We start from the raw sequence: 16,298 nt of genomic DNA, 5'->3' as shown, positions 1-16,298 counted from the left end.
TTCCTTGTGGTTGTAATAATCAGTTCCAACGTTCCAATACCAGTGACGTATTGATGCCGCCAAAGGCAAAGTTGTTGCTTATGACATATTGGCAATCGATTTTCCTGGATTGGCCTGTGATGTAGTCCAGTTGGGCGCAGGCCGGATCGACTTCATCCAGATTGGCGCAGGCGTGAAACCGGCCATCGCGCGCCATCTCGATCGCTGCCCAGGCTTCCAGCGCCCCGCAGGCGCCCAGCGTATGACCGGTGAAGCTCTTCATCGCACTGATGGGCGTCTTGTCCCCGAACACAGCATGGGTGGCGTGGCTTTCGGCGATGTCGCCCAGATTGGTCGCAGTGCCGTGGGCACTGATATATCCGATCTGGTCTCCAGGGACCTGCGCGTCAGCCAAAGCCATGCGGATCGCCTGCTCCATCATCAATGAATCCGGTTGTGTGACATGACGGCCGTCGCTGTTGGTGCCAAAACCAAGCACTTCGGCATAAATGTGAGCGCCGCGTGCGAGGGCATGTTCGAGGTCTTCGAGTATAAGGGTCCCAGCGCCTTCGCCGACGACGAGCCCGTCACGTTTCGCATCGAACGGCCGCGGCGACGTATGGGGCGCATCATTGCGTGTGCTGGTCGCGAACAGCGTATCGAATACCGCTGCTTCTGACGCAGACAGTTCCTCACACCCGCCGGCGACCATGGCTTTCTGACGTCCGAAGCGGATGGCTTCATACGCGTAGCCGATCCCTTGACTGCCTGAGGTGCAGGCGCTGGAGGTGGTATGAATCCGCCCGCGAATACCGAAGTACACACCGATATTCACCGCAGCGGTATGCGCCATCATGCGGATGTAGGAGTTGGCGTTGAGCCCGTCAGTGGACTTGTTGAGCAGCATGTTGCCGAAGTCCGCTACCGCGTCTGGCTCACCTGCGGAGGAGCCGTAGGAGATACCCAGATCGCCACTGGTAAGTAATGGGTCGTCGATCAGGCCCGCGTCGGTCAGGGCGAGCTCGGTGGCCCGTGTGGCCATCTGGGCACCACGGCCCATGCTACGCAGCACGCGGCGATTATAGTGTCGGGGCAGTACGAAGTTTTCGACCGGCGCGCCCAGGCGTGTGTTGAGCCCTTCGTATTCATCCCAGTCCGGCATGTGTCGCACACCGGTTTCCATGCGTTCGAGCCTGTCGCGGATGCTCGCCCAGTCATGACCTATTGGCGAAAAGCCGGCCATGCCGGTGATAACAACGCGACGGCCCAGACCATCCTTACGTTGAGCTGATTCCATCAGCACATTCCTCCGTTTACTGCAAAGACCTGCCGCGTGATATATCCCGCATCCTTGGAGCACAGGAACGCCACGGTCGCAGCCACTTCTTCACTGGTGCCGATCCGCTGCATCGGGATCGCCTGCAGCGCGGCTTCGAGCACGTGCTCGTCGACCATCTCGGTGTCGATCAGGCCCGGGGCCACGCAATTGACGGTGATCTTGCGCTTTGCCAGCTCTACGGCCAGGGCCTTGGCCGCGCCGATCAGTCCAGCCTTGGCAGCACTGTAGTTGACCTGACCCCGGTTGCCCATCAGACCCGATACCGATGACATGATGACGATACGACCCGGTTTGCGTCGCCGGATCATGGGCATCGAAAGCGGTTTCAGTACGTTGTAGAAACCGTCCAGGTTGGTGTGAATCACGCTGTCCCAGTTGTCATCGGTCAGCGCCGGAAAGGCGGCGTCGGCTGTGATGCCGGCGTTGCACACCACGCCGTAATAGGCGCCGTGCGTTTCGACATCCGTCTCCAGCGCGAGCCGGGCTGCCTCGCGGTCGGCGACATCGAACTGAAGTATGCGGGCACTGCGGCCGAGTGCTTCGATTTCACTGGCAACTGCCTGCGCAGCGTCGGCCCGGTTTCGGCAGTGCAGCACGATATCGAAACCGTCCCGTGCCAGGCGAAGTGCAATAGCGCGGCCGATGCCACGGCTCGAGCCGGTTACCAGTACGGTATCGGTCATGGTGATTCTCCGTTTTGCATGGCAGCCAGCGCCTCATCCGAGTCGGGCTGAAAGACGTTGAGCGTGGCTGTAGCAATGATCTGATTATGGATATCCAGTAACTGGCCACGGAAAGCGCCCAGCCCGTTCTCGGCGCGAAAATCCAGAAATACCTCAACGGTAACCGGTTCGTCGAAGGCAAAGGATGAAACTGAAGAATGATAACGCCGCGTGCCTAGAAGGAATCCGACCGCGGGTTGTGCGCCGCCGGTTACCCGCTGAACGCCTGCCCACGCGGCAACCGCCTGGGCGAGCCATTCCAGGCCTACCCAGCCCGGTATGCCTGTGTCGCTGGCAAACAGATCATCGGGATCAGGTATTACCTCGGCACGCAGGTGCTCGTCACCGACATCCAGCAATCGGTCGAGCAGACACATGCGCCGCTGATGTGGCACGAAGGGCGCAATATCGCAGGGTAGCGTCAGGTGACTACGGCTGGTTTCAAGCATCCTGGCGCTCCAGTAACAGGGCGACATTATTGCCGCCAAAGGCGAATGAATTGCTCAGCGCGCGGGTGCCCTGGAAGTCTACAGCCTCAGCGTATCCAAGAGGCGGCAGGTCGGGGTCGGTATTTCCATCGCTGACGTGCGGTGGCAGGCGCCCGGTGTTCAGTGCAAGCCAGCAGAACGCGGCTTCCAACGCGCCGCAGGCGCCGAGGGTGTGTCCGGTAAGGGCTTTGGTCGAACTGCACGGAAGCTGTGAGCCGAATACTTGATTAACGGCCAGGGCTTCCATGCTGTCGTTCTGGCGGGTGGCGGTACCGTGCAGGTTCACATAATGCAGATCTGACGCCTCGTAACCGCTCATCTGCAACGCTGCCTGCATCGCGGCAATGGCGCCCGCGCCTTCAGGGTGCGGGGCAGAAATATGGTGGGCGTCGCTGCTTTCACCATAACCGACCAGCTGGGTTCCACCGGGCTCACGGGTCACCAGAAACAGGGCCGCAGCCTCACCGAGATTGATACCGCCGCGGTTGCTTGAGAAAGGCTGGCAGCACTCATCGCTCAGGGCTTCCAGAGAACCGAAACCGTTCACCGTCAGGCCGCAGAGGCTATCGGCTCCTCCCGCAATCACGGCATCACACAGCCCCGCGGCGAGCATGCGATAGGCACTGGTCAGCGCTAATGCGCTTGAAGTGCACGCTGTCGACAGGGTGTGAGACGGACCATCCAGTTTCAGTTGTTCGGAAATGAAGTCCGAGGGTGCGCCGATCTCCTGCCGCTGATAGTGAAAATCCTCGGGCCACTCGCCGTCTTCACTGGCCGCCAATGCCAGTTCGGTCTCGCCGATCCCCGATGTGCTGGTGCCCAGGACGACGCCTATACAGGCGTCCGGCTTGCGGGCGCGGAACGCGTCGATCTCCGGCTGAAGCTGTTCGAGGACCGCTGCCAATAACTGGTTATTGCGCGAGCGATGTCTAGCCGGCCAGGCACTGCTATCTGGCAGTGCGACATTGACTGTGCCCAACGGCACCGGGCGGCCAGGTGTGAAACGGTCGCTGACTGACAACCCACGGAGTCCTGAGAACAGCGCAGCCGAGATCGTCTGCAGATCGTCGCCCAATGAGCAGACCAGAGCCGGGCGTGACAGCCGACAGGGTGGTGAAACATTCATGGGATGGGGCATAACGACTTTTCCTGGGTGGCGTCCGGCTCGAGGGGCGCGCGATACAGCCGGTATCCGGCCTGCACGTCGTCGACGATATGGCAGTTGTCACCGTCGCTTACGGTCGCCATCAACTGCTTCCTGTAATAAATTCTATGGCCGCCTTCGTGCTGCTGTACAGCCCAGTGTGAACCCGCAAATGCCTGTTCAAGCTCATCCGCTGGCCACAGGCTCCAGGCGATTCGCTCCGCCAGCCATTGTGCGGAAAATGGCGGTTCGAATGCTGCTCCCGGCAAAAAGCGAGCACCGGCGCTGTCCTGCTCCAATATCAGCAGACGCTGGCCCTGTGGGCTGAGTAACGCCAGCCGCAGAGAAGTCTGATTATGGCGAATCAGCGCGAGCAACTCGCGCCATTCGCCGTTGTGCTCGAATACCAGACGCTGGGCCTGTGGTGCCCTCGCCGGTAGCGTCGCAAGGTCCGGAATAGGCGCCGGGCGGGGCGAGATGGCGCAGCCGCCAAGCCAAACGCAGAACAGCAGCCCGGCCAGACCACCCCGAACCAATTCAAGCATCCGGTTCACTGAGTGACCAGCTCATCGCTGACCGAGTCGGTCGAACACGCTTCTGCCAGGCTATTCAACCGACGGCGGCTGGCTGATACGAAGGGGTTGCTTTGATCCCAGGCGTAACCGGCGAGCACAGAGCTGATCATCGAACGAATGCGCGGCGACTGGTGCTGATTGAAGATGATCTTCGGCAGGCGACCGTCATACCAGGCTTCGACGAACTCCCGGAAGGTCGCTACACCACGGCGCAGCGGCTGCTCGAACTCCATATCCCAGTCAATGGTTTCGCCCGCCAGCTGACGCTTGACCAGCGGGGCTGCGCGCACAGCTGAATCCAGTGCCACTGTTACGCCCGATGAGAACACCGGATCAAGAAATTCACCAGCGTTGCCGAGCAGAGCAAATCCCGGCCCATGCAAGCGCTTCACATCCGCGGAGTAACCTTCCAGCCGGTTGGTGTCGCGCACCTGAGTGGCGTTTCGCAGATACTCAGCCAGCGTCGGTTCCTGATTCAGGAAATGCCAGAGGCGCGTGGTATCGTCATCACCGGCTGCCTGCAACGTTTCCCTGTCACCGACTACGCCGACGGAGGAACGTCCATCACTGAAGGGGATCAGCCAGTACCAGACACCGGGGTGCGTAGGGTGTACGCCGATGAGGATCTTTTCACGGTCATGCTCTGGATGGTCAATGTGATCCTCGATATGCATGAACAGCGCGCAACGTGATTCAAGTGTGGAGGCCTTGGACAGATTGGCCAGGCGTGACAGCACTCGGCCATAACCACTCGCATCAAGGATGAAGCGCGCGCGCAGGATGCGGCGCTCGCCGTCCTTGGTGCGCAAGGTCAGGCTCGGGCGATCGGCATCAGGAGTGAAGTCCTCCACCAGGGTCTCGTACTGAACCTGGGCGCCGGCGTCGCGTGCGCCTTCGATGAGTCGATGGTCAAAGTCTGCACGGGGTACCTGCCAGGTCGTCCCCGGGCCCTCGCTGAACTTGTCGCGAAAATCGATGGCGGTGTTGATACCGCGCCAGGTAAATGCAGCGCCATTCTTGATTTGAAATCCGCCAGCCAGCGCTGCATCGAGCAGGCCGCAGGTTTCGAGGTGGACCATGCACTGCGGCAACAGGCTTTCGCCGATTGAAAATCGCGGGAACTGGGTGCGCTCGATAACCTGCACGCGCAGCCCGTTTCTAGCGAGCCAGGCAGCCGCCGCAGCGCCGGAGGGCCCCGCGCCAATGATCGCTACATCGGTTTCCTCTGTTTGTATGGAGGGACTATTCGGGTTGCGCTTTTCCATGCGGTTCCTTGCCTGATGCTGAAGAAGTGTCAGTGAGTGTGAGGTTGCCGGCCTGTGCGAAGGGGACCAGCAGCCATGTAGTTCCCAGGCCGACCAGGCAGGTCGTTCCCAGGTGTGCCAGCGCCGGCGTGGCGCTGAACGACAGTAATCCGAAGGCGAGCAGGCTGGATGCGCAAGACAGCGTTATGCCCAGCCATGAGGCGGGATCCTGAGCATGCTCAATGCTGAATATTCCTGCGTCCAGGCCTATGCCCAGCACCAGCAGCAGCCCCAACAGGTGAAACAGCGTCAGGCCGGTATCGCTCAGGGCCAGTACCGCCAGGCAGACGACCATGGCACCGAGCGGTGGCAACAGTACGCGCCATGCGGACATTCCGTACCGCCAGCCGAATATCAATGCAAGCCCTGCGATGGCGACGCCAAGCCAGAGCGCGATGCTGTTGCGTATTTCGCCGAGCACCTGCCCAAGCTGTGCGACCCGGTCGTGATAGTGCACATCTTCAGCCTGTGACAGCCTTTGCAGCGCATGGCGGCCAACTTCATCCACGTTGCCCAGGAGTACGATCGAGGCGGCCTTTTCATCAGGCTCATCCAACCACAGCAGCTCGTCAGCGCGCCCCAGAGAAGTGGCAAACCAGTCGCCCGCGACAAAGGCTCGCGAGCCGGGCTCGATGTGGCGGGGCAATACATGTGCGGGTAGGCCTGCGCGCTCTGCTAGCAGTCCTACCGCGGAGCTGTATAAGGCTTCGACGCGCTGCAGGTTTTGCTGCTGGCGCTCGGCCGAGGGTACGGCCTGAGCCAGGTGGCGAAACTGTGCCAGATGGCCTTTCTCCGCCAGATCAACCAGGGCAGGATGCAGCTGCTCCAGCCGTGTCAGCAAGGCATCCCCATTGTCCGCTTCGACAATCAGGTAGTGACTGCCGCCGGGGCGTTGCATCAATCTCTGCACTTGCTGCTGCTCGGCAATCAGGTCGGCAGGTGACGGGTTGAGTTCGCGCAGGTCATTGCTGACCTCCAGGCGGAACAGGATGAGCAAAATACCCATGATCATCACGCTTGCCAGAGCGATCCACGACAAACGTGCTCCTGCTGACAAACGAAGCAGACCAAGCTGCGCCGCGATCCGCGAAGTCGCCGGATGCTGACGCACCGGAATAAGCGGCAACCACAAGCGCACTGTCAGCCAGGCGCCGATCAGTCCCAATGCCGCGAAGGTTGCCATTTGCCGCAGTCCGGGAAAGGGCGTGGCCAGCTGAATAAGGTAAGCCGCCAGGCTGGATATCAATCCAAGCAGCAGCGCGGGCCAGATCTGCGTCAGCGGCCGGTCCGGAGCGAGGTGTCGGGCGGATTGCAGGTGCAGCGCATAGTCGACGGCGATGCCTATCAAGCTGGCGCCGAACGCGAGCGTCAGCAGATTCAGTGAGCCGAAGATGAGCCAGCTGATCGGTAGTGCAACCAGCAGGCCACAGGCAACCGGCAACATGAGGCTCAATAGAGTTTGCGCGTTGCGAAACACAATCCAGAGCATCCCCAGGATGCCGAGCAACGAGCCGATGCCGATGGTGGATACCTCCTGACGAGCTTGTTGCGCACCGGCTGCAGCATGGAACACCAGTCCGGCGCGCAGGACGCGGGCGTCAGGGTGGGCGGACTGAAAATCTTCAAGCGCCTCGCTCAGCGACGCTTGCAATGCCATGTCATAGGCGCTGCCGCTCAGCGTGCCGGTAATCAGCAACCAGCGCTCTTCTGAATCGCCAACCACCGGGAACTCGCCGTCCAGGCGCCAGTGCGTGCCCAGTTGCTGTTGAATCCAGGCGTCCTGCAGGCCGAAGGGGTCCCGGCGCAGATCAGGATCGAGTCCGGGGCTGAACAGGCGGGACAAGGCTCGGTCCACCCACGCCTGTGTATCGGCTGCGACGAGCGAGTCAGCAAGTAACCGATAACGGAAATCCGCCAGTTCGCGGTCCGGACGGCTGCGCAGCCTGTGTTCGCCTTGCTGCAATACCTGCCTGTCCAGCAACGCTGACTGCAGTGCCTGGGCCAGCCCGCGCGCGTCTGGTCCATTCACCAGCAGCACGAAGTCATTGGCTGCGCCGTCGGCAAGGCGCTGTTCAGCGCGTATCACCAGGGCGGATTGCGGTGTATCAGGGAGCAGGCTGACGATCCGCGTATCCCAGCGGGGGCAATTGCTTAGCTGCCAGCCAAGGAGTGCGGCACAAACCAGCAGTGCCAACCCCCAAAGCCAGGCAGCTGCCCTGGCGCGCTTATCGCAGCCGACCGTGTTCATCAGGGCGTGACCGGCGTAGGGCAGGGACTAGGGGTGAGATGAATATCCATGCGATCGCCATCACTAAAGGCGACAGCTATGTGTTCCAGCTCGGCTGCGCCCTCGACAACCAGGTCGGTAAGCTGGGCAGCGACCTGCTTGTTCCGGGGCGTCAGTTGGGCGCGCCAGGCTTCCGGGGTTCCGCTCAGCTGTGTGGAGAAATACTGATCCAGGCTCTGCCAGTCGCCCGCGAGCAGGCCATTGAATATGGGCAGCATGGCCTGATAACCAAGCGGCAGATCGGAGTTGTTCTCCGACAGTACGACGTCGCTCTGCACCGGGTGCAGCGTACGCCAGATCAGGCCGTTGGCCTGGCGCTCGAAGGTGCCGCGGCTATTGAGATGCATATCGAAATCGGCAAGCCAGCGGGACTGCTCGAACTCGCCGCATTCAGGCGCATTGCTGCGCAGATGCTCGAGCAATTCTGGCCTGGATGCTTCTGCATGTGCCTGCGGACTGGTCAGAGCCAGCGTGAGCAGCGTCGCGGCAAGCGCCGGGCGAATCATCACTGCTTCGCCTGCCAGCTAAGCAGCTTGTCGACCAACAGCTGCGGTGAGGCCAGGCACATCTCGCGGCTAGCCACATCCACCGCGACCTGAATGCTCCACGCGCGGGTCAGACGCTGTCGGCTCGCGGCGTCACGAATGGTGTAATCGACTTTCAGTCGGTGCTCCCATTCGGTAAGGCGTGCTTCGATGGCAATGCGCTGCGTGAAGCGCATCGGCTGGGCATAGCGCAAGCGCATATCGATTACCGGCCAGGCAAAACCGGATTCGCGCATCTGCATGTAGTTGTAGTCGATCTGGTCCAGCAGCTCGCACCGCGCAATCTCCAGATAGCGCACGTAGTGGCCGTGCCAGACGATCTCCATCATGTCGACGTCGTGGAAAGGGATGATCATCTCGACTTCGACTGACGGCAGCGGGCGATCATCCGGCGTCATACAACCTCCAATGGCGGGTGCGTATCAGTTCGCAGAGCAGGCGCAGGTCGGTTTCCAGTGCCCGATCTTCTCCGAGCGGTGCAATATGCTCGCGGCACTCGGCGACAAAGGCCTGCAACTGTTCTGGCGGTGCTTCGGCATCCGGTCTGGCGGCGCGCAGTTGCAGCGCCTGACAGGATGCGTGCAGCGCGGCGGCGGCCACCTGCTCAACCAGCGTCAGCACCCGTAGTGCATCACGGGCTGCGATAGTCCCCATGCTGACCTTGTCCTGGTTGTGGCATTCGGTGGAGCGGGAAAACACGCTGGCCGGCATGGTCAGCTTGAGCGCCTCGGCGGTCCAGGCGGACGCGCCAATCTGTACAGCCTTGTAACCGTGATTGAGCGGCGCGCGCTCAGGGGTAGCGCCGCTCAGGTTGCTGGGTAGCCCGTGACTGAAGCGCGTGTCGACCAGTTGCGCCAGTTGACGATCGAGCAAGTCGGCAAGGTTGGCGGCGGCCTGTTTAAGGCTGTCCATGACGAAGGCGACATGACCGCCATAGAAATGACCGCCGTGCATGATCTTGCCGTTCTCGGCATCGATCAGCGGATTGTCATTGGCACTGTTCAGCTCGGTTTCGAGAAACTGACGCCAGAAGGGCAGGGCGTCTTCTACCACGCCGATCACATGGGGTGCGCAACGGGTGGAGTAGCGGTCCTGCAGGCGGGGCGAATTGCGCGGCGTGCTCGGCACATGCAAATCTTCGCGCAGGCGGTCTGCCACGCGGTTCTGACCGGGGTGCGGCTTGGCGGCGAACAGGTCGGCGTCGAAATGGTAAGGGTTGCCATCCAGTGCATAGACCGCCAGTCCGGTAATGCGTGAGGCCAGCTGTGCCAGGTAGACGCAGCGGCTGAAGGCAAAGACACTCAATGCAGTCATGACTGCGGTGCCGTTCATCAAGGCCAGTCCTTCCTTTGGCCGCAGGCGATAGGGCGTCAGTCCCAGCTCGTCAAATACCTCGGCAGTCGGCCGGCGCTCGCCTTGGTAGAACACCTCGCGTTCGCCACACAGCACTGCTGCGAGGTAGGACAAGGGCGTCAGATCGCCGCTCGCGCCAACCGAGCCTTCCTCGGGGATGACCGGCATCACGTCGTGTTCCAGCAACCAGGCCAGCCGTTCGAGCAGTTCTACCGTGACGCCGGAATAGCCACGGCACAGGGACACCAGTCGCACCAGCACCACTGCGCGGGCAGCTTCAACCGGCAATACCTGGCCCAGACCACAGCCGTGGAAAGTGAACAGCTGATGAGGCAGGGTTTCGAGATCCTCAGCCGCTACTGCCCGGGTGCAGGAATCGCCGTAGCCTGTAGTGACGCCATAGATCACGCCGTCTTCGGCGAGCAGGCGTTCGAGGAACGCATTACCCCGAGCGATGCGCTCGCGGAACGTGGAGTCGCTGGACAATATTGCCGTGCGCCGTCCTTCGGCAACCGCCAATACCTCTTCCAGAGTGACCGGGGATCCGTCGAGCACCAGCGGAGCGTCGGCGGTGCGGGTTGTTGGCACTTCAAACATTATTGTCATGCGTGTTTCCAGTATGGCCAAGCCAGAAAGGGTAGAAATTGAACCACTGCAGGGGATGGCGCTGCACGCGCATCGCAAGCTGATCGGCGAAGCGTTGCATCGACCGGCTGATCCAGGCTTCGCGCTCCTTGCGGGGCAGCTCGGTTACATCATCGAAGAGTTCGAAATCGATGTGAAAGCCATTGCCGTCGCGGACGCAGGAGAGGGTGTAGACCGGGCAACGCAACAGCATCGCCAGTAGAAACGGGCCTTCGGGGAAGGCGGCCTGTTCACCCAGAAAAGGGATGTGGCGCAGCCGGGCTCCGGTGACCGGAATGCGGTCAGCGGCGATGACGACGAAGCCGCCGCGTTGCACACGTTCGGCCAGCTCCTGTGCGGTGGCCGGACCGATTTCGGTGACTTCAAGCACGTTGGGTCTTGGCTGACCGGTGACGCGCTCCAGCAGCGCATTGAATTTGCCGGCGTTACGCGTGTGCATCATGACCGTCATATCCAGTTCCGGATGATGCTTGGCCAGCGCGTTGGCGATATCCAGATTGCCGTGGTGGGCGATCAATACAATGCCGCCGCGCCCGCCGCGAATGGCTTCGCCAAACCGTCGAAAGCCTTCGCCGCGCAAACGATCCTCGCCAATGGAGTCACTCCATGCCGCGACCTTGTCCATCAATGCATCCCCAAACTGAAGGAAATGCCGATAGCTTTGCCAAAGCAGGGCCAGGGGACGCCATTGCAGTCCTGCATCCAGGCGACACAGGTACTCGGCGGAGGCGTTTCGGGCAGTGCGGTGGGTAAGGAAATACCAGAGGATTACCGGCCTCAGGACCAACAGGAACGGCCAGCGGCCCAGGTTGCGCTGAATGAACACCATCGTCTGCATACCGGTCAGCGTGCCGCGCTCACCGATGCGGGCCCAGTGACTCATCGTGCCAGGCTCATGCGGTGTCGCCGGAAACGGCTTAACAACAGGCGGGGAAAGCGCATCAACATGCCGAAGAACAGCCGTGCATGCATGGCTGATATCTGCACATTATCGCGCAGCATCCGGAAATGGCTGACCCCATCGGCGGGGTAATGCACGCGCACCGGAAGATTGCACAGCTCGCCGCCAGCCCAGTACCAGCGCACCAGAATTTCAGTATCAAAGGCCATGCGGTCCCCGCATGGATGACGGCGCAGCAAGGCATTCACCTGGCGTAACGGATACAGCCGGGCGCCACACATGGAATCTTTGATCTCCAGCGACAGCGTATTGATCCAGACCCAGATGTGGGTGGCGTAGCGGCCATAGAAGCGAACCCGGGATACCGTCTCGTCATATCGCGGGTAGCCGATTGCCAAAGCCTGGGGCGCCTGTACGGATGCCTCGAGGAAGGCGGGCAGGTCGGCAACGGCATGTTGCCCATCTGCATCGATCTGCAGGGCATGGGTAAAGCCCAGCTGCTCTGCATGTTGCAGCCCAGCCCGCACCGCCGCGCCTTTTCCCTGATTGTGCGGTAATCGCAGTAGATGGTGACCCTGCGCCGCCAGACCGTCCAACACCTGCGCGCACCGTGATTCGCAGCCGTCGTCTACCAGCAGGACCGGAAGCGCCAGGTGCGCGATGGAGGCGCATACGTCGGCGATGCTGTCAGGGTGGTTGTAAACCGGTATGAGAATACAGACGCGCAGATCAGTCATGGCGCGCCTCGCGGGTTGCCGGGGCGCTGTTGAAGCTGACGCGGCCATTGGCGTGCTTGCCCTTGTGGGAGTGGAACGCGAAGGCAAAGCCATTGTCGCGCCGGGTCAGATCGAGACGAAGGCGCATGCCGGGGCGCAGCGGTTGCTGGAATTTCAATTGCTCGCATCCGGCAAAGTCTCCGAATGGCCCGAAACAGCGCTCCGCCTGCTGGATAGCCCATTGCACGATGACCACCCCCGGCACGATCGGAAACACGTCAAAATGCCCGTCGAGGAAAACCAGGCGTTCTGGTACCTCAAGAACGAGTGAGCAGGCGCGTTCATCCGCCTGCTCCGTTCCGAGCCAGCGCGGTTTGCGGTCATCCAGAAGGTCTTCAAAAAGACGTTCAATAAGCCCACGGTCCAGCTTGCCCTGCGCGTTACAGGGCAGAGACTCGACGAATCGCCAGTAGCGGGGGATGGTGACCTGCTCGATATGCTCGCCCAAGATCCCGCGCAACTGGCGGGTCAGCTCGTGACGCTGCGGATGCTCGACTGGAATGCTGCTTGACCCAAGCACAACAATGCAGCCGAGGCGGCCATCATCGCGCCCGAGTTCAACGCAGCGGGCAGACTTTACGCTGGGGTGTCCCGCAAGCACCTGCTCAATGCGATCCAGGGATACGCGCTTGCCGCCGATCTTGACCAGGCGGTCGTCCCGGCCGAGCAAATGGAATTGTTCTGGCGTGCCGCTCACCCGATCCGGCTGTTGCCACCAGGCGTGCGGGTCAGCGAGAAAGGGGGAGCGCAACGCCAGGCGTTCGCTGTCAAAGGACAGCTCGACATCAGGCAGTGCGCTCCAGGCGTCACTGACAGCCTGTCGGCGCCGTGCGATGCCGCCGGTTTCGGTGCTGCCATAGATCTCGATAACCGGCGCGCCCAACACGCTTTCGGCGCGTGCGGCGTGGGGCTGTGCGAGCGGTGCGCCCGACGAAAATACGCGCTGCAAGCGTGGCAAGGTGGCCCATGCGATGTGTTCGGGGATGCGTGCCAATTGCGGCGGCGAGCTGACCATGACCGGCGCGAGGCCGGATTGGCCGGCCTCGGCGATTCGTTCGGCTAGCCGCTCTGGATAATGACAGTCCTCGCCGCAAAAGGGCACGCCTGAGCACAGCGGATGCAACACGGCCGCCAGTAATCCGTAGATGTGCTGGTGACTCACCTGCGCTATCACGCAGCTACTCTCGTCCAAAGGCCACAACTGGCTATGCACGGCAAGCTCTCCATCCAGTTGCGCGAAATTCTTGGAGAATTCGACCGGTTGGCCTGTGGAGCCGGAAGTATAGAGCGCCAGAGCAGGCGTAGCGGGCGTAATAGTGACTGCAGTGAGTGATAGACCGCACGGCGCGCCCGGGGCGTCCGGCCGTAACGGAATCTGTCCGTCTGTTGTATCGGCAAGGCCTGCGAGCGTGCCAGGGCGGTCGTCGGCCGGCAGTACTGCGATTCGACCGGTTTCCCAGAGTGCGAGCAGGGCGCTGGTGAATTCCAGGGGGTTGGTATGACACAGAATCCAGCGTCCGCCCGGTCGCCCATCAAGCCATCCGCGCCAGGCATCGACCCGTTCAGTCAAGCGTGCGGAATCAACCCAGTGTGCAGGTAAGCCAGAAGGAGACGCTGTGTGGCTGCGCCAGGGCAGCTGACAAAGAGGTGTGAAGCTCACGCGACGGCCCTCCGCACATGTCGACGGCACACCCACTCTCCAGCGAACATCAGACCCATCAGGCAGTAGCTGATAAAACCGTTGTATAGCGTCCAGGTAGTAAGGTCGGCATAGAGCGCTGTCCAGGCGGAAATACCGCCGTTTGCGACGAAAAAGAAGCACCAGGCCCATGTCACCCGGCGTGTATACACCACTCCTTCCTCGGGCAGGTCGGGTTCGCGCAGGCGGGCCAGGCGTTCAATGACGGGCATGCCATGGATCAGGCTACCGGCAAAAACAATCAACATGATGAGGCTGATAGCGACCGGATAAGCGCGCATACCCAGCTCTGCATGGCCCAGCACGCCAAGGCTGATCAGTACCAGGGCAGCGATGATTGCCAGAGTTCTGGCCTGCGGCAGCCGCCAGGCGAGCAGGGCAGCACCGACGATCAGTAATGGCCAACTGCCCAGCTGCCCATGCAGGCTCAGCACCAGCACCGGCCACAGTAACATCGCCAACGCACCCAGTATGGAAGTGAAACTCGACTTCACGGTCTAACGCTGCATCAGGCGGTCGACTGCGTCGACGACATCCTGCACGGTGCGCACCGATTTGAAGTCCTCCGGATCGATACGCCGACCGGTGAAGCGTTTCAATTCAACCACCATATCAACTGCATCGATGCTATCGATATCCAGGTCTTCATACAGTCGCGCTTCAGGGGTGATGTTGTCTGGATCAACATCGAACAGCTCGACCAGCGTCTTGCTCAGGTAATCGAATACATCAGTGTTCTTGGCAGGCGAATCAGTGGGCACGGCGGGCCTCCACGAGAGCGGTCAGCGCGTTAAGGCTGGCAAAGTGACTGCGGGTTTCCTCTGCTTCTGCGTCCAGCTTGATGCCGTAGCGCTTTTGCAGTGCCAGGCCCAGCTCAAGAGCGTCGATAGAGTCCAGTCCCAGCCCTTCGCCGAACAAGGCTGCCTCCGGCTCTATGTCGTCCGGAGTGATGTCCTCAAGCTCCAGCGTGTCGATAATCATCTGCTTGATTTCCAGCGACAGGTCTTGTGTCTCGGTCATGGGAAAACTGCTCCAGCTCTTTATTGAAATAATCGGTCAGCCAGGCAGTTAGTGCTCTGGCGCGGTGTCTGACAGGTTGGTTCGAATCATGGGGTATCGGCACATCGGATAATACCTGCAGCTCCATACATATTCTGCGCGGCGGGATGCGGTACCAGGGTTCGCCCTTGGTCAAGGTCGTTGGATTGCAGCGAATCAACACAGGTGTAATGGCTGTGCCTGTATGCAGGGCGATGTTGGCGCCGCCGCGGCGGAAGCTGATGGGCTCGGAAGGCCTTGTGCGCGTTCCTTCAGGAAAGAGGATCAACGAGTTGCCCGCTGCGAGGCTGGCTTTAGCCGCTTCCAGCACCGCCTCCGGGTCGCTGTTGGTTATATAACCTGCGGCCTTGATCGGGCCGCGGGTGAATGGGTTATTCGCCAGCTGACCGTTAACGATGCAGTTGGCATTAGGGGTATTGGCGATCAGATAGATCACATCGATCAGCGAGGGGTGATTGGCGAGAATCAGCAGGCCAGGACGCTTAAGCCGCTCTCCATTACCGATGCGGGATTCGGCCACGCCAACCAGACGCATCAATGCGATAAAACCCTTGAATGCCTGGCGGATGAGTCGGCGAGTAAGGTGCTGACGGCGTGTGTCGTCACGTACGAGAATCAGCAAGAGCGGTGCGATTACCACACCAATGATCAGACCGCCGATTCCGAAGACGCTGAAACAGATAGCAGTGCCAAAGCCGCGGCGCCATTGATTCAGTGTCATGCGTGCTCCAGAAACCAGCGTTGTCGTGCGGTCAGGGAGGCAACATCCCGGCTAAGCCAGTCGATAACCTGCAGAGGCGTCGGTCGCTGTGCAGAGCTGGCCGGCTCGCTCAGCAGGCGTTGCCCTGTACCAGCCGTCAGCCGAAGGGCGACCACGCAGGGGCAGGGCGGGAACTCGGTGTGCGATCGCAAAGACTGGGGAATCTCACCCTCTGAAAAAAGGGCGATCACAGCCTGTTTGCCCGTGGCCAGATAACCCGTCGCTTCGGCAATCAGCGCCTCGAACTCGTTGCCGCAGGCACCAAGCGCCTGGGTCGGTCCGCGATGCTGGCGCGCGATGGAGTACACACCGAGCACGGCATTGTGCACAGACATTGAGAAACTGCTTGGAGAAACCGGATCGCCAGCCTCCAGCGCACCCAACATTGTCAGAGAGCTTGAGACGTCGCCGTGGCGAGAAGCATGTATGACGGGAACCCCGGAGCCATCATCCAGCACACTCGCTGAATCACACACGGCACGGCCGGTCGCGCTGAGCCGACGACGCAGCATTCGGGGCAGCATCGACTCGCCCTGGCGCTCTGCAACGGCATGGCCTGGCCGGATCGAAAACTCCGAGTCGGCCGTCCAGGCCACCCAGTCTTCGATGTAAACGGGACACTTCATCCGTGAATCGCTGTGTTGATGGCGGAAAAGCGCAATCTTAGTCGTTATGAAATGTTACGGCCAGACGCGTCGGGGATTAAAAACCGTGAATCAGAC

At 61.1% G+C, this 16,298-nt stretch carries 18 protein-coding genes; all 18 read right to left on the bottom strand.

All coding sequences use genetic code 11. The annotated features are described in order from the left end of the window. Positions 1-19: 19 nt before the first annotated feature. Genes HG264_RS09890 through HG264_RS09805 form a run of 18 tightly spaced genes read right to left on the bottom strand, consistent with a single transcriptional unit; the run spans position 20 to position 16,202 of the window. Positions 20-1,276, bottom strand: coding sequence for a beta-ketoacyl-ACP synthase (locus tag HG264_RS09890; RefSeq protein WP_169407496.1), 1,257 nt, complete (start codon positions 1,274-1,276; stop codon positions 20-22). Then, positions 1,276-2,001 (bottom strand): 3-oxoacyl-ACP reductase FabG, encoded by a 726-nt coding sequence (gene fabG / locus HG264_RS09885; RefSeq protein ID WP_169407495.1) that lies wholly within the window; start codon positions 1,999-2,001, stop codon positions 1,276-1,278. Before fabG ends, HG264_RS09890 begins: the two co-directional genes overlap by 1 nt. Further along, a complete protein-coding gene (locus HG264_RS09880; RefSeq protein ID WP_169407494.1) occupies positions 1,998-2,489 on the bottom strand; it encodes a hypothetical protein in 492 nt (163 codons plus the stop codon). Before HG264_RS09880 ends, fabG begins: the two co-directional genes overlap by 4 nt. Further along, entirely contained in the window at positions 2,482-3,666 is a 1,185-nt protein-coding gene (locus tag HG264_RS09875) for a beta-ketoacyl-ACP synthase (protein ID WP_256663656.1), read from the bottom strand. Before HG264_RS09875 ends, HG264_RS09880 begins: the two co-directional genes overlap by 8 nt. Next, positions 3,651-4,217, bottom strand: coding sequence for a DUF3261 domain-containing protein (locus tag HG264_RS09870; RefSeq protein ID WP_169407493.1), 567 nt, complete (start codon positions 4,215-4,217; stop codon positions 3,651-3,653). The genes HG264_RS09875 and HG264_RS09870 overlap by 16 nt, the downstream gene beginning before the upstream one ends. Positions 4,218-4,222: 5 nt before the next feature. Beyond that, a complete protein-coding gene (locus tag HG264_RS09865) occupies positions 4,223-5,512 on the bottom strand; it encodes an NAD(P)/FAD-dependent oxidoreductase (protein WP_178102808.1) in 1,290 nt (429 codons plus the stop codon). After that, positions 5,490-7,799 (bottom strand): MMPL family transporter, encoded by a 2,310-nt coding sequence (locus tag HG264_RS09860; RefSeq protein ID WP_178102807.1) that lies wholly within the window; start codon positions 7,797-7,799, stop codon positions 5,490-5,492. The genes HG264_RS09865 and HG264_RS09860 overlap by 23 nt, the downstream gene beginning before the upstream one ends. Further along, the gene (locus HG264_RS09855; protein ID WP_169407492.1) at positions 7,799-8,344 is read right to left on the bottom strand and encodes a LolA-related protein; all 546 of its coding nucleotides are present in this window, start codon (positions 8,342-8,344) and stop codon (positions 7,799-7,801) included. Before HG264_RS09855 ends, HG264_RS09860 begins: the two co-directional genes overlap by 1 nt. After that, positions 8,344-8,781, bottom strand: a complete 438-nt coding sequence (locus HG264_RS09850) for a thioesterase family protein (RefSeq protein ID WP_169407491.1) — start codon at positions 8,779-8,781, stop codon at positions 8,344-8,346. The genes HG264_RS09855 and HG264_RS09850 overlap by 1 nt, the downstream gene beginning before the upstream one ends. Next, a complete protein-coding gene (gene hutH, locus HG264_RS09845; protein ID WP_218573061.1) occupies positions 8,768-10,333 on the bottom strand; it encodes a histidine ammonia-lyase in 1,566 nt (521 codons plus the stop codon). Before hutH ends, HG264_RS09850 begins: the two co-directional genes overlap by 14 nt. Continuing rightward, the gene (locus tag HG264_RS09840; RefSeq protein WP_169407489.1) at positions 10,326-11,264 is read right to left on the bottom strand and encodes a glycosyl transferase; all 939 of its coding nucleotides are present in this window, start codon (positions 11,262-11,264) and stop codon (positions 10,326-10,328) included. The genes hutH and HG264_RS09840 overlap by 8 nt, the downstream gene beginning before the upstream one ends. Further along, positions 11,261-12,019, bottom strand: coding sequence for a glycosyltransferase family 2 protein (locus HG264_RS09835; protein WP_169407488.1), 759 nt, complete (start codon positions 12,017-12,019; stop codon positions 11,261-11,263). Before HG264_RS09835 ends, HG264_RS09840 begins: the two co-directional genes overlap by 4 nt. Continuing rightward, a complete protein-coding gene (locus HG264_RS09830; protein ID WP_169407487.1) occupies positions 12,012-13,718 on the bottom strand; it encodes an AMP-binding protein in 1,707 nt (568 codons plus the stop codon). Before HG264_RS09830 ends, HG264_RS09835 begins: the two co-directional genes overlap by 8 nt. Further along, positions 13,715-14,251 carry a hypothetical protein gene (locus HG264_RS09825; RefSeq protein WP_218572970.1) on the bottom strand — a complete coding sequence of 179 codons (537 nt, stop codon included), beginning with the start codon at positions 14,249-14,251 and terminating at the stop codon, positions 13,715-13,717. The genes HG264_RS09830 and HG264_RS09825 overlap by 4 nt, the downstream gene beginning before the upstream one ends. 3 nt (positions 14,252-14,254) lie before the next feature. Beyond that, positions 14,255-14,518, bottom strand: a complete 264-nt coding sequence (locus HG264_RS09820) for an acyl carrier protein (RefSeq protein ID WP_169407486.1) — start codon at positions 14,516-14,518, stop codon at positions 14,255-14,257. Then, positions 14,508-14,777: a phosphopantetheine-binding protein gene (locus tag HG264_RS09815; RefSeq protein ID WP_169407485.1), complete on the bottom strand. Its 270-nt coding sequence runs from the start codon at positions 14,775-14,777 to the stop codon at positions 14,508-14,510. Before HG264_RS09815 ends, HG264_RS09820 begins: the two co-directional genes overlap by 11 nt. Further along, positions 14,713-15,537, bottom strand: coding sequence for a 1-acyl-sn-glycerol-3-phosphate acyltransferase (locus HG264_RS09810; RefSeq protein ID WP_169407484.1), 825 nt, complete (start codon positions 15,535-15,537; stop codon positions 14,713-14,715). Before HG264_RS09810 ends, HG264_RS09815 begins: the two co-directional genes overlap by 65 nt. Beyond that, positions 15,534-16,202, bottom strand: coding sequence for a beta-ketoacyl synthase chain length factor (locus HG264_RS09805; protein ID WP_169407483.1), 669 nt, complete (start codon positions 16,200-16,202; stop codon positions 15,534-15,536). The genes HG264_RS09810 and HG264_RS09805 overlap by 4 nt, the downstream gene beginning before the upstream one ends. Positions 16,203-16,298 lie beyond the last annotated feature (96 nt).

Origin of the sequence: Pseudomonas sp. gcc21, assembly GCF_012844345.1 — a bacterium.
Classification (GTDB): domain Bacteria; phylum Pseudomonadota; class Gammaproteobacteria; order Pseudomonadales; family Pseudomonadaceae; genus Halopseudomonas.
Note: the sequence above shows the minus strand (reverse complement) of the source record. Positions and strands in the feature narration are given on the sequence as shown.

Coding starts and splice junctions, on each gene's coding strand:
- HG264_RS09890 (WP_169407496.1), bottom strand. CDS start 1,276: ATGGAATCAGCTCAACGTAAGGATGGTCTGGGCCGTCGCGTTGTTATC.
- fabG (WP_169407495.1), bottom strand. CDS start 2,001: ATGACCGATACCGTACTGGTAACCGGCTCGAGCCGTGGCATCGGCCGC.
- HG264_RS09880 (WP_169407494.1), bottom strand. CDS start 2,489: ATGCTTGAAACCAGCCGTAGTCACCTGACGCTACCCTGCGATATTGCG.
- HG264_RS09875 (WP_256663656.1), bottom strand. CDS start 3,666: ATGCCCCATCCCATGAATGTTTCACCACCCTGTCGGCTGTCACGCCCG.
- HG264_RS09870 (WP_169407493.1), bottom strand. CDS start 4,217: ATGCTTGAATTGGTTCGGGGTGGTCTGGCCGGGCTGCTGTTCTGCGTT.
- HG264_RS09865 (WP_178102808.1), bottom strand. CDS start 5,512: ATGGAAAAGCGCAACCCGAATAGTCCCTCCATACAAACAGAGGAAACC.
- HG264_RS09860 (WP_178102807.1), bottom strand. CDS start 7,799: ATGAACACGGTCGGCTGCGATAAGCGCGCCAGGGCAGCTGCCTGGCTT.
- HG264_RS09855 (WP_169407492.1), bottom strand. CDS start 8,344: ATGATTCGCCCGGCGCTTGCCGCGACGCTGCTCACGCTGGCTCTGACC.
- HG264_RS09850 (WP_169407491.1), bottom strand. CDS start 8,781: ATGACGCCGGATGATCGCCCGCTGCCGTCAGTCGAAGTCGAGATGATC.
- hutH (WP_218573061.1), bottom strand. CDS start 10,333: ATGTTTGAAGTGCCAACAACCCGCACCGCCGACGCTCCGCTGGTGCTC.
- HG264_RS09840 (WP_169407489.1), bottom strand. CDS start 11,264: ATGAGTCACTGGGCCCGCATCGGTGAGCGCGGCACGCTGACCGGTATG.
- HG264_RS09835 (WP_169407488.1), bottom strand. CDS start 12,019: ATGACTGATCTGCGCGTCTGTATTCTCATACCGGTTTACAACCACCCT.
- HG264_RS09815 (WP_169407485.1), bottom strand. CDS start 14,777: ATGACCGAGACACAAGACCTGTCGCTGGAAATCAAGCAGATGATTATC.
- HG264_RS09810 (WP_169407484.1), bottom strand. CDS start 15,537: ATGACACTGAATCAATGGCGCCGCGGCTTTGGCACTGCTATCTGTTTC.
- HG264_RS09805 (WP_169407483.1), bottom strand. CDS start 16,202: ATGAAGTGTCCCGTTTACATCGAAGACTGGGTGGCCTGGACGGCCGAC.